The sequence below is a fragment of the Candidatus Zixiibacteriota bacterium genome (assembly GCA_029860345.1).
GTDB lineage: Bacteria > Zixibacteria > MSB-5A5 > GN15 > FEB-12 > JAJRTA01.
The window spans coordinates 188,268-211,498 of record JAOUBJ010000005.1 but is presented as its reverse complement, the minus strand read 5'-3'; the positions used below and the strand labels follow the sequence as shown (position 1 = coordinate 211,498).

At 54.3% G+C, this 23,231-nt stretch carries 20 protein-coding genes; 10 read left to right on the top strand and 10 right to left on the bottom strand.

Annotated elements, in window-relative coordinates; genetic code table 11:
* From OEV49_07305 to OEV49_07295, 3 genes are all read right to left on the bottom strand, one after another.
* Nucleotides 1-909, bottom strand: a complete 909-nt coding sequence (locus OEV49_07305) for a phosphoribosylaminoimidazolesuccinocarboxamide synthase (protein ID MDH3890877.1) — start codon at nt 907-909, stop codon at nt 1-3.
* Entirely contained in the window at nt 896-1,510 is a 615-nt protein-coding gene (gene purN / locus OEV49_07300) for a phosphoribosylglycinamide formyltransferase (protein ID MDH3890876.1), read from the bottom strand. Before purN ends, OEV49_07305 begins: the two co-directional genes overlap by 14 nt.
* A 573-nt stretch (nt 1,511-2,083) precedes the next feature.
* Nucleotides 2,084-2,899 (bottom strand): alpha/beta fold hydrolase, encoded by an 816-nt coding sequence (locus OEV49_07295; protein MDH3890875.1) that lies wholly within the window; start codon nt 2,897-2,899, stop codon nt 2,084-2,086.
* Between the two features lie 327 nt (nt 2,900-3,226).
* Between OEV49_07295 and OEV49_07290 the strand changes: the two genes are divergently transcribed.
* The 5 genes from OEV49_07290 (at nt 3,227) to OEV49_07270 (ending at nt 10,392) form a co-directional block, all read left to right on the top strand.
* On the top strand, nt 3,227-6,286 hold the full coding sequence (locus OEV49_07290; GenBank protein MDH3890874.1) for a P-loop NTPase fold protein: 3,060 nt from the start codon (nt 3,227-3,229) through the stop codon (nt 6,284-6,286).
* Between the two features lie 304 nt (nt 6,287-6,590).
* Nucleotides 6,591-7,916, top strand: a complete 1,326-nt coding sequence (locus tag OEV49_07285) for a glutamine synthetase family protein (GenBank protein ID MDH3890873.1) — start codon at nt 6,591-6,593, stop codon at nt 7,914-7,916.
* Nucleotides 7,917-8,108: 192 nt separating this feature from the next.
* Nucleotides 8,109-8,756 (top strand): hypothetical protein, encoded by a 648-nt coding sequence (locus OEV49_07280; protein ID MDH3890872.1) that lies wholly within the window; start codon nt 8,109-8,111, stop codon nt 8,754-8,756.
* 245 nt (nt 8,757-9,001) lie between these two features.
* On the top strand, nt 9,002-9,634 hold the full coding sequence (locus tag OEV49_07275) for a hypothetical protein (GenBank protein ID MDH3890871.1): 633 nt from the start codon (nt 9,002-9,004) through the stop codon (nt 9,632-9,634).
* A 2-nt stretch (nt 9,635-9,636) separates the two neighbouring features.
* Nucleotides 9,637-10,392: a hypothetical protein gene (locus tag OEV49_07270; protein ID MDH3890870.1), complete on the top strand. Its 756-nt coding sequence runs from the start codon at nt 9,637-9,639 to the stop codon at nt 10,390-10,392.
* Nucleotides 10,393-10,490: 98 nt separating this feature from the next.
* Here the strand turns inward: OEV49_07270 and OEV49_07265 are convergent, their stop codons facing one another.
* From OEV49_07265 to OEV49_07240, 6 genes are all read right to left on the bottom strand, one after another.
* Nucleotides 10,491-11,084 carry a Spy/CpxP family protein refolding chaperone gene (locus OEV49_07265; protein MDH3890869.1) on the bottom strand — a complete coding sequence of 198 codons (594 nt, stop codon included), beginning with the start codon at nt 11,082-11,084 and terminating at the stop codon, nt 10,491-10,493.
* A 54-nt stretch (nt 11,085-11,138) separates the two neighbouring features.
* Nucleotides 11,139-11,747 (bottom strand): hypothetical protein, encoded by a 609-nt coding sequence (locus OEV49_07260; protein ID MDH3890868.1) that lies wholly within the window; start codon nt 11,745-11,747, stop codon nt 11,139-11,141.
* Entirely contained in the window at nt 11,747-12,328 is a 582-nt protein-coding gene (locus OEV49_07255) for a hypothetical protein (GenBank protein MDH3890867.1), read from the bottom strand. The genes OEV49_07260 and OEV49_07255 overlap by 1 nt, the downstream gene beginning before the upstream one ends.
* Nucleotides 12,325-12,900, bottom strand: a complete 576-nt coding sequence (locus OEV49_07250) for an RNA polymerase sigma factor (protein MDH3890866.1) — start codon at nt 12,898-12,900, stop codon at nt 12,325-12,327. Before OEV49_07250 ends, OEV49_07255 begins: the two co-directional genes overlap by 4 nt.
* 354 nt (nt 12,901-13,254) lie before the next feature.
* Entirely contained in the window at nt 13,255-14,277 is a 1,023-nt protein-coding gene (locus OEV49_07245; protein ID MDH3890865.1) for a rod shape-determining protein, read from the bottom strand.
* A 271-nt stretch (nt 14,278-14,548) separates the two neighbouring features.
* Nucleotides 14,549-14,749: a hypothetical protein gene (locus OEV49_07240; protein MDH3890864.1), complete on the bottom strand. Its 201-nt coding sequence runs from the start codon at nt 14,747-14,749 to the stop codon at nt 14,549-14,551.
* Between the two features lie 51 nt (nt 14,750-14,800).
* Between OEV49_07240 and OEV49_07235 the strand changes: the two genes are divergently transcribed.
* From OEV49_07235 to OEV49_07225, 3 genes are all read left to right on the top strand, one after another.
* Nucleotides 14,801-15,646, top strand: a complete 846-nt coding sequence (locus OEV49_07235) for an alpha/beta hydrolase (GenBank protein ID MDH3890863.1) — start codon at nt 14,801-14,803, stop codon at nt 15,644-15,646.
* 653 nt (nt 15,647-16,299) lie between these two features.
* Nucleotides 16,300-17,283 (top strand): polyprenyl synthetase family protein, encoded by a 984-nt coding sequence (locus OEV49_07230; protein MDH3890862.1) that lies wholly within the window; start codon nt 16,300-16,302, stop codon nt 17,281-17,283.
* Nucleotides 17,284-17,521: 238 nt separating this feature from the next.
* The gene (locus OEV49_07225; protein MDH3890861.1) at nt 17,522-19,693 is read left to right on the top strand and encodes a hypothetical protein; all 2,172 of its coding nucleotides are present in this window, start codon (nt 17,522-17,524) and stop codon (nt 19,691-19,693) included.
* Here the strand turns inward: OEV49_07225 and OEV49_07220 are convergent.
* Nucleotides 19,685-20,026 carry a hypothetical protein gene (locus OEV49_07220; protein MDH3890860.1) on the bottom strand — a complete coding sequence of 114 codons (342 nt, stop codon included), beginning with the start codon at nt 20,024-20,026 and terminating at the stop codon, nt 19,685-19,687. The two genes, OEV49_07225 and OEV49_07220, sit on opposite strands and share 9 nt — an antisense overlap.
* Before the next feature lie 172 nt (nt 20,027-20,198).
* Here OEV49_07220 and OEV49_07215 point away from each other — a divergent pair, with 172 nt between their 5' ends.
* A complete protein-coding gene (locus OEV49_07215) occupies nt 20,199-21,341 on the top strand; it encodes a saccharopine dehydrogenase NADP-binding domain-containing protein (protein ID MDH3890859.1) in 1,143 nt (380 codons plus the stop codon).
* Nucleotides 21,342-22,166: 825 nt separating this feature from the next.
* The gene (locus OEV49_07210) at nt 22,167-23,027 is read left to right on the top strand and encodes a hypothetical protein (protein ID MDH3890858.1); all 861 of its coding nucleotides are present in this window, start codon (nt 22,167-22,169) and stop codon (nt 23,025-23,027) included.
* Nucleotides 23,028-23,231 lie beyond the last annotated feature (204 nt).

Genomic DNA, 23,231 nt, shown 5'->3' with positions numbered 1-23,231 from the left:
TCAACTTCCTGTAATCAGTCTTTGTGCTTCGCGGTATCGTTGTGCCGATGCGTCGACCACTTCGTCGGGCAACGTCGGTCCCGGTGGTTTGCGGTCCCAGGCCAACCCGGCCAGATAGTCGCGAATCGGCTGTTTGTCAAACGATGGTTGGCTTTTGCCGACCTCGTAGAGATCGACCGGCCAGAAGCGGCTGGAGTCGGGCGATAGCACTTCGTCGATCAGAATGAACCGTCCGTTTTTGAAGCCGAACTCAAACTTGGTGTCGGCGATAATTATCCCCCTGGCCAGAGCGTACTCAGCCGCCTTGGTGTAGATTGCTATTGAGGCGTCGCGGCACATCGTTGCCTGCTCGTCGCCGATGGTGGAGACCAGCTGGGCATAACTGATGTTCTCGTCGTGACCGGTGTCGTTCTTGGTCGATGGTGTAAAAATCGTCTCAGGCAGTTTCTCAGACTCCTGAAGAGTGGGCGGGAATTCAAACCCGTGCACTTCATGCAAGCCGCCTGAGCGAGCTTCGAGAAGCTCTTTCCACATAGAGCCGGAGATATACCCGCGAACGATACACTCACAGTCGATACGGTCGGCTTTGGTGACAATCATCGAGCGCCCTTCGAGGATGTCGCGATACTTTTGCAGCGGCTCGGGATACTGGTCGACATCGGCCGTGATAAGATGGTTCTCGACTGTGTCGGCCAACAGTTCGAACCAAAACAGCGACATCGCCGTCAGCACCTTGCCTTTGCCGGGAATACCGTTCGGCAGGACGACATCAAAAGCGGAAATACGGTCGCTGGTGACGAACAACAATTGGTCACCCAGATCGTACACATCACGCACCTTCCCCTGAACCATCAGCGGATACTCGGCGATATTCGAGGTCAGAACAACCTTTTCATCAATCAAGATCATACTCTCCTTTGATCAGTTTCTGTAGGACGCGTGCATATAGCTTGTGTTCCTGTTCCAGCACTCGCTCCGACAGACTGTCGGGGGTGTCGTCGGGATGAACAGGTACCTGTTTTTGTCCCAATATACGTCCGTTGTCGTAGATTTCATCAACAAGGTGGACCGTTGGTCCGGACTCTTTTTCGTTGGCCGCCAACACCGCTTGGTGAGTATGGTGGCCGTACATTCCTTTTCCGCCATACTTGGGCAAGAGTGCATTGTGGATATTGACGATCCGGTTGCGGTAAGCCTTGACCATTTCCGGTGGGATCAAACTAAGATAGCCGGCCAACGCGATGTAGTCGATATCTCGTTCGCGAAGTCTCTGCACAATATCCTCACCGGCGGCCTCAGGCGAGGGGTACTTCTTCGATTTGAACACGAACGACTCGATTCCTTCGTTGGCCGCGCGCAACAGCCCGTATGCTTTCCGCAGGCTGCTGACCACGTAAACCACCTCGGCCGACAGAATGCCCGACTTGGTAGCATCGATCAGGGCTTGAAGGTTGCTACCGCTGCCGGAAATAAACACGGCGAGTCTCGGTGTGGTCTTGTTCGCTTCCATTTCCATCTCCACCGCCGGTATGGCGGGTCTGTCCTCGCCTGCGCGCCACGGCGTGAACCCGCCGTTTCTTGTGGTGTCGCGGCAACCCCGCCCGACACGGTCTTGTAGGGCGGGTCCGTCCTCGCCTGCGCGCCGCGGCGTGAACCCGCCGTTTCTTGTGGTGTCGCGGCGACCCCGCCCGACACGGTCTTGTATGGCGGGTCCGTCTTCGCCTGCGCGCCACGGCGTGAACCCGCCGGAGAAATCCAATGGTCTGGCAATATAAATTGCGCACGGGCCGTGTCAATTGATTTGGAGAAAACTTGGTGGTGTATTGGGCAGGCGTCTCAATCTTGCAAAGGAACATTGCCGGTTGGTAGGTCGAGACCCCCGACCCGAAGGGTCGCCGCAGGCGGGTTTAGACAAGCAAATGAACGCTTCGGCGCGAAGCGCGAAAAACACGGCTTGACCGTGTCACCCACTGCTTGAGCGTGTCACTCACGGCTTGACCGTGTCACCCTGAGCGGAGTCGAAGGGTCAATCTGTTGCGCTCATTCCCGTCCCAAACAAGGTTTGAGACGGCCACCCAGTCGACTACTTGTCTACTTCTTTCAGAAACTCACTCAAATCGGCGTTGAAGCGGTCGGGCTGTTCCATGTTGACCATGTGTCCCGTGTTTTCGTAGACGAGGAGCCGACTTTCAGCGATCTGCCGATTCAGTGTGTGGGCCAGCGGAACAAAAATGCGATCCAGCTCACCGACAATAATCTGGGTCGGGACAGTTATCTCATGGACTTTTTCAAGATCGTATTCGCGCGGGTACTTGCCTCGCATCGGGTCCAGCCAGACGGCGCCGGAATGGCCGTCGACCATCTCTTCCATAAGTTGCTTGATTTCCAGATGCTTCTCTTTGTAGTACAATAGTGTGATTTGTTTCCATTTACGACGAGCCGCTTCCAGCCCTTTTTCACGGGCCAGCCGGTCGACCAGCGACACTTTGTTGCTCCCGGACCAGCCGGCGGCGGCGGTACTGACCAGTGTCATCGACTCAAGCTGCTTGCTGTACCTGAGCGCGTAGCCGATTGCCGTTGTTCCTCCCATCGACAGCCCGACCAGATGAAACCGATTGATTCCCAACGCTTCGACAAAGGCGCGCAAGTGCTCCACGCGGTCGGCGCGGCTGTAGCCACTTTCGGGCGCATCGGATTTGCCGTGCCCCATCGCATCGATGCACAACACACGCCGAGTTTGGCCGAAGTATTCGGCTTGCTTGTTCCACTGCCGATGGTCGAGCGTAAACCCGTGCAGGAATATGATGGGGATCAGACTCTCCTGCGTACCACCCAAACTCGGCGGTGGCATCTCTTCCCGATAGAACAGCTTGTGCTCACCGATGGACACTAACGGCACGACTGCAACACCTTGTTACTATGTGCAAACATGTTTGGGAATATATGGGATTGGTACGAGTGTGCAAGCTGGAATGACCTCCTTATGTAGGGCGGGTCCGTCTTTGCCTGCGCGCCGCGGCGTGAACCCGCCATTTCTTGTGGTGTCGTGGCGACCCCGCCCGACACCTCCTGCGTTGTGGCGGTCGAGTCTTCAGACTCGGCCACAAAACGTTATGCCGAGCGCAGTCAGGCACTAGCCCAGTTGAGGCATGCCCTAACCACAAAACTTGTTGACCCACACAGCCGCCGGTGTGTTCTTTCGTCCGTCAACAATCAGGAGCGATACATGAAGGCAGAAGAACGGGAATATCGGTACCGGCTTTTTACCACACCGCGCGTCACATGCGGCCCCGAAGTCGCGGAGTTTATCACAGCCCAATCGGGTGGGGTGATTCAAGTTGAATTTGCGGGGGAAATATCAGTTATCTGGCAAGGAAATCCACCGTATGAAATCGATGATATAGAGCTAAGCGCGCCCGCCGATCCGGTGATTACAGCGGATCTCAAGATCATACTGGAAGATAAGATACTCACACGAGACCCAATCCAACTTAGAGATTACATGGCCGTGGTGAGCCGACGTGGTTACAAGATGGGACTGGTCGATGGGCCGGACGTCCCGATCTTCGCCTACCTTGTTCTTGCGGCCATCGGTCTTTATGAGCACGCACCGAATATCCCGAACCAGGTAATTCATGAGATGCTGAATCAATTGCCTAACTCCTGGGCAAGCAGGATGAATGAGGGCGTGTTGCTGTGGCCGCTTCCTGATTCCCTACAGGCAACCCGCGAATCGACTCCAAGCGTTGACAATCATATCAGCGCTATTGAGCGTGTGTTGGCGGTGATTGCAGACAAGTATCCCAACATCCACGCCAAGTCTACAGCCAGACCCGACCCACGCCAACAGGCCCCCGATGAGACGGCAAGCTCCGGCGGCGCATCCAAAAAAGGGACCCCAGTAACAGACGACTCTCCCTCGACCGGCAATGTATTTGTGAGCTACTCCCATGAAGACCGTGAGCGCGTAATACCACTGATAGTTGCCCTCAGAAAACGAGGTTTGTCAGTGGAGTGGGAACTGAACATACCTCCCGGGATGAGCTTCGACGATGTTATCGAATCTGCACTGACTGCATCGCAGTGTGTAATCGCGGTTTGGTCTGCAAATTCGATAAAATCGCACTGGGTAAAAACGGAAGCAGGCGAAGCGAAACAGCGTGACAAACTTCTCCCCGTGCTGATAGACGATGTGACCCCGCCGCTGGAATTTCGGATGATCCAGACAACGGATCTGGTGGACTGGGAGCCGGGCGTTCCCAACGAGGAATTCGACCGGATGATCGAGGCCATTGAGAGCAAGGTGGGACGTTCATTGCCGCCTCCGACTGAGGAAACTCCCACTCCTGACTCACCCACTCCCCGGGAAACCGCCAGCACCGGGTTCTTCGGATTCGATTCCGACAGCGAAGCACCCAATGATGCCCTAGACTACGGCGGTTATGCCAAGGCCTTAGCCACCACTATTTGCGACAGCGCCACAGGCATGCCATTCACTATCGGCATTTGTGCGCCCTGGGGTCGGGGCAAGACCGCGTTGATGAAGTTTATTAAGGACGAAATCAACGTCATAAACGCCAAACTGAAAGGGGTCAAGAACCGTTCGGAGCAGGACCAGCAACGTGCAGAAGTTATTGACTTCAACGCCTGGAGGTATTCCAAATCCAATGCCGTCTGGGCCGCCTTCCTCGGCGTGATTGTCAAAGGTATCGAAGATTCGCTCGGCTTCTGGAAAAAGATCAGTTTCCGTCTATTCGTTACACGTAAAGCACACCCCTTACGGCTGGTCGGTTGGATTGCTGGTGTGATAGTCTTTGGTTTTATCCTCTACGGTAAAGTACCCACAATCATCGACCACTTTACATCCGACCAAACCGTTCAAGGGGATCAGCTGAGACAGATCATCACGGTAGTTGAGGACAATCCACCTAACGACACTACAGCGACTCTATATGTCAAAGAACCCAAGACAGAGAACGACTCCCTGATTGATTTTGAGTCGATAGGTGTCAAAAATGCAATGACCGTTGTCACGGGCTTGATCACCGTCATCAGTACCATCTGGGGTTGGTTCTGGCCATTATCTCGGGGTGTGCTGGGTAAAGTCAAGAAGGGTGGCCGTGACATTCTTCCACAGGCGCAGGAGGATGTCATTCAATACCTGTCCATAGTTTCTCAGTGGCTTGCTCTCCAGACCAAACCGACCGAGGAGTCTGAAGACCAACCACCCACATCCAGCCTGTCGACCGACCGCTTTGTTGTGTTCATAGACGACATAGACCGGGTGCAACCGGGCAAGGTGCTATTACTGATGGAAGCAATCAAACTGTTTATGGACACGGAACGATTCGTATTCATTCTGGCCATGGATACGCGAGTAGTACGGTTCGCCATCGGTGAACACTACAAGTTTATGTGCAAGACAGTCAAGGACCGCGAGGAAATGGGCCGGTTCTACCTCGAAAAGATGATCCAGGTGCCATTCCACTTACCGGCGCTAACTGCGGTCAAGCGAAGGCAACTGATTGACAGCGTAATCAGTAAATACGTGGTTGAAGAAATGTCGGAGCCTGAGCCGGTGCCTGTTTCCGAGACTATTGATCTCCCCGCCAAACCAGCACCCTATGTTGCCGAGCCGACAGCCGAACCAATAGCTGAAACCGCCGCTCCTCCGTCAGCCGAAAGACCTGCTCCGGCCCGGAAAGCAGCGCCTTCACCTGAAGCTGAGTTATCCGATGAAATCGATCAACCGGGACCGATCGAGGCAGTTAGAATGAAGATCACACCGACCGAGTACAGTGTGATTAATAACATCATGGACACCGATGGGTTCAACATCTCGCCCCGTCTTATGAAAAGATTCATTAATATCTACATGATGGCTCGCCATATTCTGATAATGGAGCGGGCCGGACAAGTAGGCACAGGAACCGGGTATGTGCCACCTTCGTCGTTCGCAAAGTGGTTGGCTATCTCCGTGCTGCATCCGTTCGAGTCTGCCGCCTTGGTTCGATGGCTATCCGGCAGAGGCTGGGAATCTCCATTCGCCACAACTGGGATTGATCCGAATCTGGTGTTCGATGACAAGGGAGAATTCTGTTATCAGGTGAAGAAGAAACCTTCCAAGACCGCCGAAAGAGGTACTCTAAATCAAAAACCGTTTGACGATCTAAGTATTCGAGAGTTGCATAGGTTTGGACGTCTATTGCTCCAGCTGGACCTGGACTGGATAGCAGTTTCCAGGAATATCCACATCACCAACTGCTTCAACCTGGTGCTGGAGTAGGCGGGGTGTCAGGTGCGCAGGGCTCCTGACCTACGTGAATTCGCTCATGCTTCGACTCCGCTCAGCATGAGGTTGTCGCCCCTCGACTCCGCTCGGGGTGACCCATAAATGGGTTTTTTGCGCTTCGCGCAGGGTTGGCCCCCCACTCTCACACCCGCCTCCGGCGTGCAAGACCCTGCGGAACAACCACCCCAAAAACACGAAAAAACACGGCTGGGTAACTTTATAGTTGCTTCTGAAAAAGCGGCCTGTTTATTGTGCCTTTCGTCGAGGTGTTTAGACCACTTTCCGCAAGGAGCCCGCCGTGACCAGAACCAAAGAAGATGTTCTCAGACAAATTGACGAAGCCGGGGTGCGCTATATCCGGCTCTGCTTCACCGACATTCTCGGCAAGATCAAAGGTATGTCAATCACTCGGTCAGAGATCGAGCAAGTGCTCGAAGAAGGTCAGGGTTTCGATGGTTCCTCGGTGGAAGGTTTTGCGCGAATCGAAGAGTCCGACCTGATGGCCGTGCCGGACCCGCTCACTTTTCGCATAATTCCGTGGGAGATTTCCGGCGAACGGGTGGCCATGATGTTTTGCGACATTCAAAACACCGACGGCACGCCCTACGAAGGTTGCCCGCGCTGGGTGCTCAAACGCAACCTGGCCAAGCTGCAGGACAAAGACTGGACCGTCTATGTCGGCCCTGAAATCGAATACTTCTATTTTGAGAACGACGAGACCACCAAACCGCTGGACAAGTCCGGGTATTTCGATTTTGACGCTATCGACTTCGGCACTCAGGTGCGCAAAGCCACTGTGGCGGCCTTGCAGGCGATGGATATTCCGGTGGAGTGTTCGCACCACGAAGTCGCGGCCAGCCAGCACGAGATCGACTTGAAATACCAGGAAGCGCTGGTCATGGCCGACTTTTCTCAGGTCTATCGGTTTATCGTCAAAGAAATAGCCATGCACAACGAGATCTACGCAACCTTCATGCCCAAGCCGGTCTTCGGTGTGAACGGAAGCGGCATGCACTGCCATCAATCGATATTCTCAGGTGGAAAGAATCTGTTTTTCGACTCCGGCGCTCAGTATAATCTGTCGAAAATGGCTCGGCATTATACGGCCGGGATTTTGAAACATGTCAAAGAGTTCACGCTGATCACCAACCAGTGGGTGAACTCGTACAAGCGGCTGGTGCCGGGCTATGAAGCGCCGGTCTATGTCAGTTGGGGACGGCGCAATCGTTCCTCGATGGTGCGGGTACCGATGTATCGGGTCGGCAAAGAGGCCGCTACCCGGATAGAGTTGCGCTCGCCCGACCCGGCGGCCAATCCGTATCTCGCTTTTGCCTGCATGCTGGCGGCCGGTATGAAAGGGATCGAGAATGAATACGAACTGGCCGAACCGATAGAAGAGAACATCTTCCACATGTCCGATGACAAGAAGGCGGAGTTGGACATTGAAATCCTGCCCAATTCACTTGAAAACGCTGTGCGCAAATTCGAAGAGTCCACACTGATGCGCGAAACGCTGGGTGATCATATTTTCGATGCGTTGATTCTGAACAAGCGGATCGAGTGGGATGCCTATCGCATGCATGTGGGTCAGTTTGAAACAGGCAAGTATCTCTCGATGCTTTAGTTCACCACCGATAAGGCATCGTGTTTTTGATAGGGCGGTTCACCCCGCCCTTTTTTTTGTGATTTGCTGAGTGAGAATCCGTTTGACAATCCAATCGGTTCCTGCGTTAGTATAGGGAAGCACCACGTGAGACAACCCAGTTGTCGTTGACCCGGGAGGAAAACGATCAAGCTAAAACTGTTGGTGATCGGTATGACGTTAATGGCTCTCAGAGCCTACGGCGATGAGATACCTATCGTCGGGGATTCTGGCGACTCACGCGTAACACCACGAATCTGTATCGGTTTATCATTTGGAGAACAGTGGTTTGACGGCGACCCGGGGGATGTGTTGGAGCGGTCGAATGTGATTGCCGTCCTATTGGGAGTTCGCAGGAGCGAACTGACTATGGGCGCCAGGTTTGTCGGTGGAACACCGAAAGTGAACCAAAGCTACGCCGATCGTTTCGGCATGCCGGCTGGAAAGGTCAACCTTCAGGTAGGCTACTGGGGTCTTGAGGTCGGGTATGCCATTGCGGCTCATTCGCGAATCCGCATAACGCCGAAGGCCGGTGTTGGATGGCACTATGTGCGTGAGGCGGATTTTCCAAGCGAGCTTGAGTGGGAGGTAACCGACGACTTGGGGGTGTGGAGTCGACCGGCTGCGTCTCTGGGGCTGACTCTGGGGATGCGCCTATCGATCCCAAATCGAGAGTTCCTGGCCTGGTTGGGTGAGAGTGACCTCTGGTTCCGTGTTCAGGGGTTTCTATCCACAATGGACTTCGGAGACAAAGTGCTCAGGTCCGGCGCGGTCCGTGGTTTCAGCTTTGGCTTTGTCTTAGAACGGCGGTTGTTGCCGTGAGACGTACCCACTTGTTCACGGCTCAGCGGTTTGTTCGGGCGTGGTTGGTGGCGGCGGTGCTTTTGTGTGCGGCACCGCATACTCGGGCCGATGGGGATGTTGATGAAGTCTCTGCAGATTGTTGCGGTGGGTCCTGCGACCCACGTGCTCCGCGTGACCCGCCGCGGCAGTCCAACATGGTGTTAGGTGTCGGGTCACCACAACGCCTTCGGCGCGTTCAGGACCCGACACAACAAAATGCGGGTTTGTCGACAAGCTCCGATGGGAGCGATTCGTCACGGTCCTGGACATCGTCCAAAGCGCCCGGCCCCTGGTTGAACATTAGTCTCTTGTTTGGCGATGTATCGTATTCGGGCCGTGCGGGCGACGCTCTTGAAAACGGTGCGATGGGTTTGACTACCGTCGGTTTTCGGTATCGCAGGATAGCTATCTCCTACGGCACGCACGTTGAACATTACCAAGTCAGTCGAGGTTTTTCCCGCCGGTCGGGTTATCCGCTGTCGTATCTGGACTTTAAGTCGACAGCGACTCTTTTGCAGCTTGAGTACCAGCTTTATGATCGCCGCGGGCTTCGCGTAATACCTCAAATCGGACTGCGATGGGATAAGCTTGAGGAGCGTCACCAGTATTACGACCGTCACCCCAATTGGAATCTGAACGCCGAAAGTCGAGCCCGGCCGCTGGGTGCCGTGCGCTTTGACCTGCTCCTCGACAGAGCCGAACTCCACGGGGGAATCCATCGAGTTCTGACTTGGCTTTCGTTTCGGGTCTCGGTCTTTAGTCTCGATTTTGATAACCCCGAATTCGGTTCCGGAACCGGCGTTGATGTATCTTTGGGTCTCGGCGTTGAGATTACGCACTGGTCGGGAGCGTTGTGATCATGAAAGCCGACACCAACAAACAGATTTACCTGTTGACGCACCCTCTGTTTCTTGGCGCCTTGCTGGCGCTGATACTTAATGACCATCTCTTCAAAGCAGTCTATCCGTCCTGGCTTACCGGGAAACTGTCCGATTTTTCCGGACTCTTTGTGTTTCCGGTGTTCCTGGCCGTCGTTCTTGGACGATGGTGGCACAGCCGCCGGTCGATGATTGTTCTGCACCTGGCGGTCGGACTCTGTTTTGCGCTGTGGAAACTGGCCCCGGTCGAGATCATGCTTGACTGGCTGGGTAGCCTGACCACTTGGCCGATGCCGGGACGGGTCAAGGATGCTACCGACCTGATGGCACTGAACATACTGCCGATGAGCTACTGGTTCCTGCGACGCCCCGACTCCAAAACCATTCGAATTTTTCGCCCGGGTATGGTTCAGCGCGCTCTGGCGTCGATGGTGCTGCTGGCTTCGGGCTGGGCTATCATGGCAACTTCGGAAGACATGTCCTATCCGGGCCAGCCACACGGATGCTGCGACGGGATTCGAGGCAATGTCGATGGCGATGAAAATGATGTGCTGGATATCTCGGACCTGACCTACTTAGTAGACTACGTATACAATAATGGACCACGTCCCTCCTGCATCGAAGAAGCTGATATAAACGCCAGCGGTGATAAGAATCCAATCGACGAGGACGACGTGGAGTATTTATGGCGCTACATGACTTTGGCGGGACCGCCGCCGCCGGAGTGTCCGTATTGATCAGCCATCGCTTGGGAAGCTTCTGAGAAGAATCGAAAAGCCCGCCGTGAAGCGGGCCTTTCTATGACAGGGGGTGTGTCGACTGATCGTGAGTGGTATCAGCCGTCGTCTTCGATTTCGATGACTTTGCGACGCATCACTTTGTTCTTGCCGTGTTCGCCCGGTTCGCCAAAGAACATGACGTTTCCGGATCGGTGTTTCAGTTCTTTCATTTTGTCGCGCTGTTCGTCGGTCAATAGACCCTTCACCTTCTCGTGATGGCTCCAGGACGCTTTCTTGACATCGGCTTTGAGCGCAAACAGTTTGTCGATAGCAGCAAAAACTTTGCCTTGGTCGGAATCGCCGTCGTGCATCATTGCCTTGAGAGTTATCTCAGCTTTCTTAACGGCGGCGTGATTATCGACAGAGGCCAGTTTGTGCCCCAGGGCCAGCTTCTTGATCTGTTCTTTCTGGTCGTCGCTCAGACCCAACTCATCAGCCATCGCCATGATGCCGTGGCCGCCGTGCCCCCGTTTGCTCATCATCTTGTCGCCGTGCATTCCGCGGCCCTTACCGGTATCCATGCCGTGAGCCTTACCTTCGAAGATGACAACTTCCTTGTCACCATCCTTTTCATGCCACTGCATCTGACCGATTACGCCTGCGGCTGGAACAAGCAGGGCTACTAACAGTATGACGGTGAGTTTCTTCATGGTGTCTCCTTTCGTATAGTTCGTGCATTCAATCCTTGTTTGTCTCAAGAAGGGTCAGGGTCCATCCGGTCGCTGGCGGTTCATCTTGCCTTCACGAAACACGCGTACCCGATCCAGAAGTTCCCGCTCAAAGTGTTCGTTGAAAATAATCAGCTTACCGAGTTGACGAACGGTGAGTATAGCGGCGGCGTTTTCAAGAAACCTGGCTTCCACAGTCTGTTTCTCTACAAGATTCGCCCCGATTTGTTCAAGCAGTTTTTCTATCTCGGAATCCGAGGAGGTGCTATCGTGCAGTTTACCACCCAGCTTTGTCAGCGCTTTCATCCGCGCTTCGTCTACCCGCCGGATGTCGCCTCTGAGATTATTGTAGCTGGTCAAAAAACTAATCTCTTGATCCTCATTGAGGTCCAAAAGTTCGAGCATCTTCAACATTCGTAACTGCTCGACATGTTTTCGCTGGCGACGACGCTGACCCGGTTTGCCCGGCTCCATTTGAGCATGCTCGCCTTCTTCTTCAACCTGGGCGAACATTTCGTGCTGCATCTCAAAGAAGAAGTCGTCCCATGTTTGTGTTACGACAGTTTCGGGCTTGTCATCCGGTAGCGCCGGACCACCTCCGAAAAGCAACACTGCGGTTGCAAAAATCAGAGCAACTTTGCGCATCAGAGCAAATCTCCTACATCAAAGTTCTGAGTTAAGTACTCCATCTCTTCATCGGTTATGTCATCCAACAGTTTTTCACTGGCATCATAGGGTCGATCAGTGGTGAACGCAGACAGGAGTATGTCATAAGTAGGTTCGTCCGGTTCATCGTAGTCGCTCTCGTCCACCAAGCCAGAAAGTGTTGCATCCGCCTGATCGTTGGTCGCTGTGGGTGGGTCGAGGTCGGTCCGGCCCACGAAATAGCCACCGACACCAACGCCAACCACCACCAGCAGAGCCGCCGCGGCAGGCAGTAACTTCAGCAGGCTCCACGGTGAACTCTCGCGCGAGTCACTTGGAGCTAGCGATGCTGTGCCGTTCGATAGATTGATGACGCCATCAACCTTTTGCACCAACCTGTCAACAGTGGCGGCATCGATCGCAAACGCTTGGTCATCCGGTATATCTTCGGCAAGACCCGCCAACTGCTGCCAGTATCTTCTACACTCGGCACAACTTTTTAGATGTTCCAAAACAGACGTCTCAAGGCGGGTCTGTCCAAAACTCTGCTCCAACTGCTGTCGATATTCGTCGCAGGTCATGGCGCCCATCCTTTGGCGGTGGCGACTTCGCGCAGCTTGATGACCGCCTGACGATAATGTGTTTTGACCGTACCTTCGGCCTTACCTGTTTGTCTAGCGATTTCTGAGAATGGCATCCCCTGATAAAATCTGAGCTCAAACACCAACCGCTGCATATCAGGCAGACTCTGCATAAAGTGAAGGACATCCTCCTTCAACAGTTTGATTTTCAGCGTCCGTTCCGGATTGGCGGCCGGGTCGCCTGATGTCAGGGTGGCCGATGTCGTATCATCTAGCGGGACATTCTGTCGCGTCGATGCCTTCTTGAGAAAGTTCAGACACTTGTTGGTAGCGATTTGGAAAAGCCAACTGGAGAATCTTGATTCACCCCTAAAACCAGCTAGCTGCTCCCAGGCCGCCACAAAACTGTCCTGGGCCAAATCCAGCGCGCTCTCGCGATCTGAGGTCATACGATATGTCAGGGATACTATTCTACTCATCATTATCCGCACAATCCGAGAGAAGGCGGCCCGGTCACCCAGTTTTGCCTTCTGCGCCAGTTGTTCGATTTCATCATATTCTTCCGATGCCATACAAGTCCATTCTGCACTTATGACAGATGAGGCTCACCTTAGATTAATGGAAACTTCAGTCGGCAGCAAGAAAAGACAGGCCCATGAATGGGTCTTTGCCCATTTTGTGGGCGGCAGACGCCCATGTGCGTACCTTGACGAGTGGGTCAATAGGTATGCCCTCTGATAATGTGGCGCACGGGGACGTACACCACGCACGGAATCTGTTTATTCTATCGCGTAGCGGCGGGTCTTGTGTCCGCCGACCTAAAGCAACGCCCGTGTACTGCCTGGCCGCAGACAAGCCCCGGCCCTACGCACCGAGTATCGCGCCTTGTTTGAAAGCCACTTTGGGGTGTGTATCGAGTAAAGGGATCAGTCTTTTCGGCTTTTTTCCAGAACCTTGGTGAATCCGGTGAAATCCTCAAGGACCCGGCCGGTCCCGCGGACTACACAGGTGAGTGGATCCTCGGCCACGTTGACAGGGAGGTTGGTTTCCTGGCGAAGTCGCCTGTCCAATCCGCGCAGCAGCGCCCCCCCACCGGTCAAAATGATACCGCGTTCGAGAATGTCCGAAGCCAGTTCCGGCGGTGTTCGTTCCAGCGCCTGACGGACAGCTTCGACGATGATATCGATAGTTTCCGAGATGGCCTCACGTACCTGCACCGAGGAAAGAGTCAGGTTTTTGGGTACGCCGGCCACGAGATCACGTCCTCTGATATCCATCGAAAGCTCTTTGTCCAGTGGATGGGCCGAACCGATCTGAATCTTGACTTCCTCCGCCGTCAGTTCGCCGATCAGCAGATTGTAGTTCTTCTTGAGGTACATAATGATCGCTTCGTTGAGCTCATCGCCGGCCACGCGGATGGAAGTGTCGTTGACAATGCCATTGAGCGCAATCACCGCGATCTCGGTGGTGCCGCCGCCGATATCGATTATCATACTTCCGGAAGGTTGATCGACCGGCAAGCCGACACCGATAGCGGCCGCCATCGGCTCGGCCAGTAAGAAGACCTCGCGAGCGCCGGCGTTCTCGGCCGAATCGCGCACGGCGCGTTTTTCCACCTCGGTAATACCGGATGGGACCGAAATAATCACGCGCGGTTTCATCAGATAGCGATGTTTGACCACTCGTCTGATGAAATCGGAGATAAGTTTCTCGGAGATTTCAAAATCGGCGATCACGCCGTCCTTAAGCGGGCGAATAGCAGCGATACCTCCGGGAGTGCGCCCCATCATTTCCTTGGCTGCCGATCCGATAGCCAGAACCTTATCGGTTGATTTCTCAACGGCTACTACCGAGGGTTCGTCCAGGACAATCCCCTGATGACGGACATAGACTAAAGTGTTGGCGGTGCCGAGATCGATACCGATATCGTTGGAGAGAACGTCAAACAGACCCAAATTACTTGTTTCCTACCGTCATAATACAGACTTCATATTCCGTTCACGATGCGGTGCGCACGCTCTGGTACGCCTCTATCGTATATATCGAACCGATCAGGACCTTAGTTTACCATCTAAATGCTCAGGGTCAAATTAAAAAACCGTCTGGCTGCAAAATCGCCTTCGGTCAAAGAAGTTCAGGTGCTTCACGAACCTGACTAAAGGCAAGAGGCGGTACAACAGATTCACCCATAGACTCCGCTCAGGGTGAGGTTGGTGGGTACTATGGGTAATTGTATTGGGTAGTCAGGATTTGTGCCCGCCTGATCTTCAGATCACGTGGGAAGGCGTCGGTGGTTTCAGCCGCCACCACGCCGCAGTAACTGCCCTGAGGCGGGCTGCAGAGTCCACCTGCCGGCCCACCCGGATTTCGTCGGTTGCTCGGGATCGTCTGAACCATTATCATATTTATATGTTCAATCATATAACGCTTACACAGTGTGTGGTGCGATGAACCGGGATGAAACTGCTTAGGATGTTGTTAATTATAGGATCAGTTGCTGTCGGCGCTTTTGTCGCCTTCGGTCTCTATCTGTACTTGTCGCAGGACCGGATGGTCTTCTTTCCGAGTCGTGAGATGGAGACCACACCGGCCGAAATCGGCCTGGTTTTCGATGACGTTTTCATTGAAGTGACCGATTCCGTGCAGGTCCACGCCTGGTACGTACCTGCGCCGGACGGTAATAGCGGCAGTAACAACAGCCACGCTCCCACCGTGCTCTTTTTCCACGGCAACGGCGGCAACATATCGCATCGCCTGCCGACGGTTGACCTGGTGGTCGGACTGGGCGCCAATATTATGTTGGTGGATTACCGTGGCTATGGTCGCTCCGGCGGCGTTCCCAGTGAACAAAACATGTACGCTGATGCTCTGGCTTGCTACCGGTGGCTGACCGACACAAAGGAAACGCCGTCCGAACAGATCATGATTTTCGGTCGTTCGCTGGGAGGTGCGGTAGCCATACAGTTAGCCACTCAGGTCGAGTGCGCCGGGTTGATTGTGGAGTCCTCTTTTACATCGGCCAAAGCTATGGGCAATCTTATGTTTCCGTACTTCCCGGTTGGGCTGTTGCTCAAGCACAAATTCGCCTCCATCGACAAGATCAAGAGTGTCAACTGTCCTTTGCTGGTGACTCACTCCAAAGAGGATGATATGATCCCGTTTCAGATGGGTCTGGCGCTGTATGAGAAGGGTATGGGCCCCAAGCGAGTTGTCGAAATTGAGGGATTGCACAATGATCGGCATTATATGCAGGCTGAATCGTATCGTGAATGCATAGAGAACATTCTAATCAATCGGCAGTTCGACAATTGGGACTAGCTTATTGTGGGCGAGTTCTCTTGTAGGTCAGGTCCTTTACGGACCTGACACCGGGCAACACGTCAGGACCACAATCCGCCGCGGCGGATTGACCTACTATACCGGTGCTTGTAGGGTGGGTCCGTCTTCGCCTGCGCGCCGCGGCGTGGACCCGCCAATTCCTATTCATGGTGTTGGGCGACCCCGCCCGACACCTGTCAAGCCGAAGTTCCCGGTGCTGTCAGGCGACTCGCCTGACAGAGAAGCAGGGCAGAACCGATTCTGGTTCTGTCGTCCACCGATGGCGGAACCACTAAGAGGGTTCCGCCCTACAAGACCAAAGACTGTGCGTGGTGTACGTCCTCGTGCGCCACTTGGAAACCGGTACCCCACTCAGAGGCTTTGCATCGGGTGGGATTCTCGGTGTGGTCCTGACGACCTGGCGGGTTCGAAGACGGACCCGCCCTACTTCATGCTTCGACTGCGCTCAGCATGACACTAAGAGGGTTCCGCCCTACAAGACCAAAGACTGTGCGTGGTGTACGTCCTCGTGCGCCACTTGGAAACCGGAGTGAGTAGCGACTGTTTGGCCAGCCTACAAATCCATTGACAACCATACAATCGCATCATATTTTCACGGTCCGGAGTGAATTGACAACGTATGAGTTGATAATATGCTTGATGCCACCAGCATGATGGAATGTGTCGGACCGGTCGAGACCGACTTGCAGGAGTTTGATCGGCAACTTTCGGACTCTTTGCGCGGGGATTCACCGCTGATTTCATCGATCGCCCGCCACCTGTTGAAAACTCGTGGCAAACGAATCCGACCGGCCTTTGTGTTTCTGTCGTCACGAGCGGCCGACAGTTTTACCGAGCATTCGGTCAGCGCCTCTTTGGCCATCGAGTTGATTCATACCGCCACCCTTCTTCACGATGATGTGATCGATGAATCCGATCTCCGGCGTGGCCAGGAAACGGTCAATGCTCAGTGGACCAACCTGATATCGGTATTGATGGGGGACTATCTTTTCGCCAAGGCGTTTCGTATTTTGGTTGGTACAGGCTCCATGGAACTGATGGGCACGGTATCCAAAGCCACCGAGCGGGTTTCGGTGGGGGAACTCAGACAAATTGAGGAAACGGGCAACTACAGCCTTTCCGAAGAAGAATACATTTCAATAATCGCCGACAAGACCGCTTCTCTGTTCACCGTGAGCTGTGAGACCGGTTCCATCCTGACCTCCAGAGGCGCTCGTGAGCGGCAGCGCTTTGCTCAGTTCGGCGAAAAAATCGGCACCGCCTTTCAGATCGCCGACGATCTGCTGGACTTTGTCGGCGAACCCGAAGTTACGGGTAAAGAGCCCGGCAACGACGTAATGACCGGCAAGGTAACTCTACCGCTGATTCACTCGCTCAAGAAAGTAGGCAAGGCCGGACGCAACGAGATCATGAAATCGCTCAAGGGAGATGGTCATGAAGCATCGTTTGAAAAAGTGCATAATTTCGTGACCGAAAACGGCGGCATCGAATACGCCTACCAGAAAGCCGAGCGGTTGAGCGGACAAGGGCTGGAGGCAATCGCCCGAATCGATAATTCGATATACTACGACAGCCTGGCCAGTCTCGTCGAGTACGCCACCCGACGGGCCTCGTGATATTACCGGCCATGCCCGTCCCAAGTTGCCCCATAAGATACGATTCTTGTTGCGCAGGGCCGGGGCTTGTCTCCGGCCGGTCATTTCGGGCGACACAAGGCCGCCCGCTACGCGGCGCTTGAAACCGATAACGAAAACTGGTGTGAAGACGATGCCCTGCTACCGATTAATGATACAGATCCCCCCCCGGCGCCAACATCTTTCATCGAAGCATCGACCCGCGTGTATAAGGTAGATCATGACCGGTCTCAAGGACATCTCATTTGACTTGTTGAGCAACTACCTGTACCTGGTCCTACCGGCCATGTTGGTTTTGCTGGCCTTTGCAGTGTTGCTCTACCGTCGTACCAACCCGCCACTGCCATTCTATGTACGCATGCTACTGGCCACTCTGCGGGTGGTTGCGGTATTGGCCTTGATCCTGGCCCTTTTGGAACCGGTGCTAAGGCTCACCCGCGAGTATGAACGACCGCGCCGGGTGACCATGCTTTTGGACCATTCGACCAGCATGGACAAACAGGAGGCGGGGCTGACTCGCCGGCAGCGCATGGACTCGCTCTTGACCTCGCCCGACTTCACACAGGTGCTACAGCAGGTCGAGCCTCAGACGCGCTATTTCGGCGGTAATCTGGCCACCCTGCCGGATCAGGTCAATGCTGACCGTACCGCGCTGGCCGATGTCATGTACGAGCTTGACAAACAACAACTGGCCGCGCCGGCCGATCTATGGTTGCTGTTTAGCGACGGTAACTCCAATTCCGGACGGGAACCGACCGAGGTCGCGGCCGATTTGTCCACGCCGATTGTGGCTATCGACATGGCAACCGGCGGCGGCGATTTCGACATCGGCGTGGCTGATATCAACTACAACCCGATTACCTTCGTCGGTCAGCCGACCGAGGTTTTGGTCAAGCTGCAATGGCAACGAGGCGGCGACCGAACGGTACAGGTGAAGCTCCTGGATGATCGCCGAGTGATCGACCAGAAACGGTTGCAACTGACCTCGGGTGATGGGCTCGGTGAAGTAGCCCTCCGACTGATTCCGGAGGAGCCCGGACAAAAAATGCTGAGCACCAGGGTGGTGCCGGTTGAGGGCGAAGAAACTACCGACAACAACCAACGATTCTTCGCTGTCAAGATTCTCAAAAGCAAGCTGTTGGTCTTGCTGGTGTCGGAAGCGCCGGATTACGAGGTCGGGTTTCTGAAACGATTCCTGGAACGTTCCGACAAGTACGAAATACAACTGGCCGCCACCGGGGGACGGGTCGGCAATATGGCCGGAAGTTTTCCATCGCGTCAGACCGAATTGAATCGGTTCGACCTGGTAATTCTGCACGATCCCGACCCCCATCGCCTGACGGCCAGGAAAGATATTATCGAATCATACCTGTCCAATCGGGGTGGCGCCCTGTGGGTCCTGATGGGTGACAGATTCGCAGCCGCCGGTCCCCTTGATTGGTTCAACCGGTTGCTGCCGTTTTCTCAGTCCAGTCGAACCGAAGTGGAGTACGTTGAGTTCAACGCTGAGCCGGCCGAAGGAAACCTGTTGCACCCGGTTGTAAGGTTGGCCGATGATCAGAGTGCTGTCCGGGCCGCTTGGATGGAAGTCCCTCCTTTTCAGAAGCTGGTGCCATGCGATCAGGTTGCGCCGCAGGCGGTAGTACTGGCTTGGGCATCCCGATCACTTGGCCGGATTCAGAAACCACCGGTGTTGGGCTTCAGGCGAATGGGACCCGGCAAACTGCTGGCGTCGTCGGCAATGCCCTTCTGGAGTTGGAGCTTCGCCGATCTTGGCCGCGGTTCTTCTGCCGATTTCTACAATCGGTTTCTCGAAGGATCGGTCACCTGGTTGACGGTCAGGGATGATTTCGACCCAATCCGCATTCTGCCTGAGAAGGAAGTCTTCACGCGTGGCGAAGCGGTACGTTTCGACGGGTACGCCTTCGACCTGGGCTATCGCCCCATACCGGGCGTCACCGGTGTAGTCAAATTGCAGGCTGAAGGTACCGATGAAGGTCGAGAGCTTGATCTGCTGGCGCTGGGCCAGGGAGAGTACTCGGCCCGGTTTGAGAACCTTCCGCCGGGACAATACACTTACGAGGCCAGTTTCCATAGCGAGCAAGGGCTTCTCAAGAGGGTAGAGGGTCGAATTCTGCTGGAGGCTTTCTCGCTGGAGGAACTGGATCAATCCGGCAACCCGGCCGGGATGCGAGCGTTGGCCTCACGCGCCGGCGGCAAGGCCTTTCAGGCTGTTGCCTTTGATGATGCGCTGGAATATCTCGATCTGTCGCCTATCGAGGTTACCTCGCACACCGAGCATCTACTGTGGGGACAGTTTTGGCTGCTGCTTGTTTTTCTGGGAGCGATTTCGGTGGAGTGGCTTCTAAGGAAAGTAAACCAGCTAATCTGACGACTTGTCACAGGCCTGGTAAGCTTCGGTCACACGGCGGATATCCACTTTCCTGGACAATGCAATCTTCTCTTCACAAAGGCTGTCGAGCACCTGGCGCATCCGTTCAGCGCAGCGATTGATTTGTTCAACAAACTCCCGGTGTTCTTCGCTCAACTGGTCTGACTCTTCGATCAGAAACTCGACATAACCCATTATCCCGGCCAACGGATTGTTCAGGTCATGATTGAGTGTCAGACACTGTCCGAGGTATGGCTTTAGCGCCTCAAAGAGGTCCAGTTCCTCTTGCTGATTCTCAGTCAGTAAGTGGGTCTTGAGAACCCGGCCGGCCATTTGAATTCCTTCATTAACAGGGACGTTTTTCGTTAGTTCTGTTGTATTATCGGCTGGTCGGAAGAAGTTCTCCAGTTGCCGGTTAAAAAGAGTGGGCAGACTCGAATATTCTTCGCAAATCCAGACCCTCGGTGTATATTGGGCCGATGAAAGACAACAGGAGAAGACATCAATGAGAGTTGCAGTTATCGGCGCCGGCCTCATGGGTCGAGCCGCCGTCTATGATCTTGCTCAAAACGATAGTGTCCAGAGCGTCGGGTTATTCGATACCGACGAAAACCTCGCCGTCGAAATGGCCACCAAATTTGGCTACGGCAAAGCCTCTGCTTCGGCTCTTGATGCCGATGATGAAACCGCTGCTGCGGCAGCTCTGAAGGGATATGACGCTGCCATCTCATGCGTTCCCTACCGATATAACCTGAACCTGACCAAAGCCGCCATCGCCGCCGGTTGTCACCTGGTCGACCTGGGTGGCAACAACGACATGGTTGACGCCCAACTTCAACTTACCGCTGAAGCCGAGCAAGCCGATGTCATCATCGTCCCCGACTGCGGCCTTGCGCCCGGCATGGTAGCGGTGCTCGCCGCCGACGCCATGACCAGGTTTGATAAAGTGGAGTCGATGAGAATTCGAGTCGGCGGACTGCCGCAATCACCCAGGCCGCCCTTGAACTACATGATGCTCTTCGCGGCTGAAGGACTCATCAATGAATACTGGGAGCCGTGCGTTATTGTCGAGGAGGGTCAGAAGAAAACCGTTAACCCGATGACCGGTGTGGAGCTTCTGGAGTTCGACGGTATCGGTAAACTGGAAGCGTTCTATACATCCGGTGGTACTTCGACCTTGCCGGACAGTTTCCTCGGGCAGATAGATTTCCTGGATTATAAAACTATCCGTTATCCCGGCCACTGTGCGCTCTTTCGGCCGATGCTTGAGATAGGTCTGGGTTCCCGTCAGGAGATCGATGTCAACGGTACTGCTGTCGAACCGCGTGCCGTGTTCAAGGCGGTACTGAATAGATCGCTGACTTTCGATGACCTCGACCTGGGCCTGGTTCGTCTGACCGCTGAGGGCCTGATAGATGGAGAAAGCAAGACCAGAATCTACGAGATCGTCGACCGGCAGGAGAGCAAAACCGCGCTGACAGCGATGATGCGTCTTACAGCTTTCCCGGCTTCGATAGTGGCCCTGATGGCGGCTTCGGGTGAGATTACGCAGCGTGGTGTCAAGCCGCAGGAGATAGTGGTCGATCCGTCCTTGTTCATCCCGCATCTGAAAGCCCGCAATATTAATCTACAAGTCACCGAGCACTGATTGCCGGGTTTGTTTTCACCACCTCACCCTGAGCGGAGTCGAAGGGTGACTTTGAAATAGGTCTGTCTTCGGATCCGCCTCTAACCGGTGCCCCATGTACATTTATGATCCCACCCGACGCAAAGCCTCTGGGTGGGGTACCAAAGGAAGAACGTTCATACCTCGACACCGCTCGGTATGGCGGGTGGCCCGGACCTTGGTCCGTGTTTCAAGGCACTTCAGCTGTGCCCGGCAGATGTCCATATCTGCCGTGTATTCATGCTTCGACTCCGCTCAGTTCTTGTAGGGTGGGTCCGTTTTCGGACCCGCCGATTGCGGGACCCGTCTGCATTTTGTCATTCCGGCGAAGGCCGGAATCCAGTTCTTCGATTCGGGTGGCCGTCTCAAACCTTGTTTGGGACGGGAATCCATCTTCTCTGCATAGACATCTTCAACTTGCAATGGGAACGCCAATGGTCGGCGAAATGGGTTTGTTTTGCGGAAAAAGTACTTTTCCGCCGGAGTGAGGTGGGATGTCGGACTGATCCGGGTGTTGCATGAGACTGGCCGTGTGGCGGTTGACTGCTATTTGTCTTTCACTCGTAGGCATAGTAAGGTCCTTTACTAAGCGGGAGCCAGCCAGTTTCTGCGGGGATGATGTGGGGGTTTTGCTGGGGCGAAGCTGGAAATCGGCTTGGCTAAGATAGACGTAGATTATTGATTATCAGTGTCGTCCTTGATAGTATATGTTTGTAACAGTGTGTGAAAGGCTTAACCAAGGCATCTTGCCAGAGATGGCGATTTCTGGAGGTCGAGCAACAGCGATCAATGCAATAGGAGGATGAAATGACAAAGGAAGAGTCGGGGAACTTTGAGTACACTTATACATCCGAGTTTGCCGTTCCGTGGTCCTTGGATTTCAGCGACGATTTTTCCAAGGGCTATCGTGTCAATTTAGCGGATCGCTTGTCTTATGAAGTCCACTATTCACACGGTTCAGATCGCACACTATTCCGCTTGTACGCCGGTGCAACGTGCAAGGACACTTCTGGGCACAATCCTGCCAACCACCAGTTGCACGCACCTTTACTCTGGCACCTCCATTATAGGCTTCTCCTATCCATTGTCTTTGTTCTGGACCACTTTCCAACTGAATCGCAAAGCTCGCCATCGCTTCAGAGCCTATTAAAGCTGCCCCCGGTCAAAGACGATTTTACTGACAAAGCAGCGGAGGCAGGTATAAAAACGAAACCGTGGATATCCGTTACTCACAATATTCCTATTTCCGCCAGGGGGACACTGGCGAGAAGCCGATTGGGGGATATCTACGCCATACTAAAGCCCCTTTTTGAGCCCAGTTCCGAGCCTAAGCTCATTTGTCTCGAGAACTACGCGCATGGAATTCTCACCCTAGAAAACCCGTATTTCTTTTGGTACAGAGTGTTGGAAACGCTCAAGAATCCGGACATCGGTGTCATCGATGCAAGAGATCGGATTGCGATTGTCAACGGTAGTTCTATCGACATAGACTTTCTGACAGAGTTTGCTCATTATCATCGCCATAGTCAGTTCAATGTGAGATACCAGAGGGCGAGGAGGCAAACGGAAGCACGCTGGCAACACCTACTGGATGATCCCAAACAGGCTATTAGAGAGTATAAGGACAGCCTGAAACCACTCATACGGCAGTTTCTTCTCACCACCTGATGGTTGAGTCGGCTATTCTGCGCTCTTTACACCAACAGCAGGCTTAACGACAAACCAGTCCTTCTTCAAAGTCCCCTCTTGAGAGGGGATTTAGGGGTGTGTTATTTCTTCGGCGCAGGGTCTCACTCGCCTGCGGCGAGAAGGACCCAGCGCAACATTCGTGGAATAAACGAAGATGGCGGGTTCACGCCGCAGCGCGCAGGC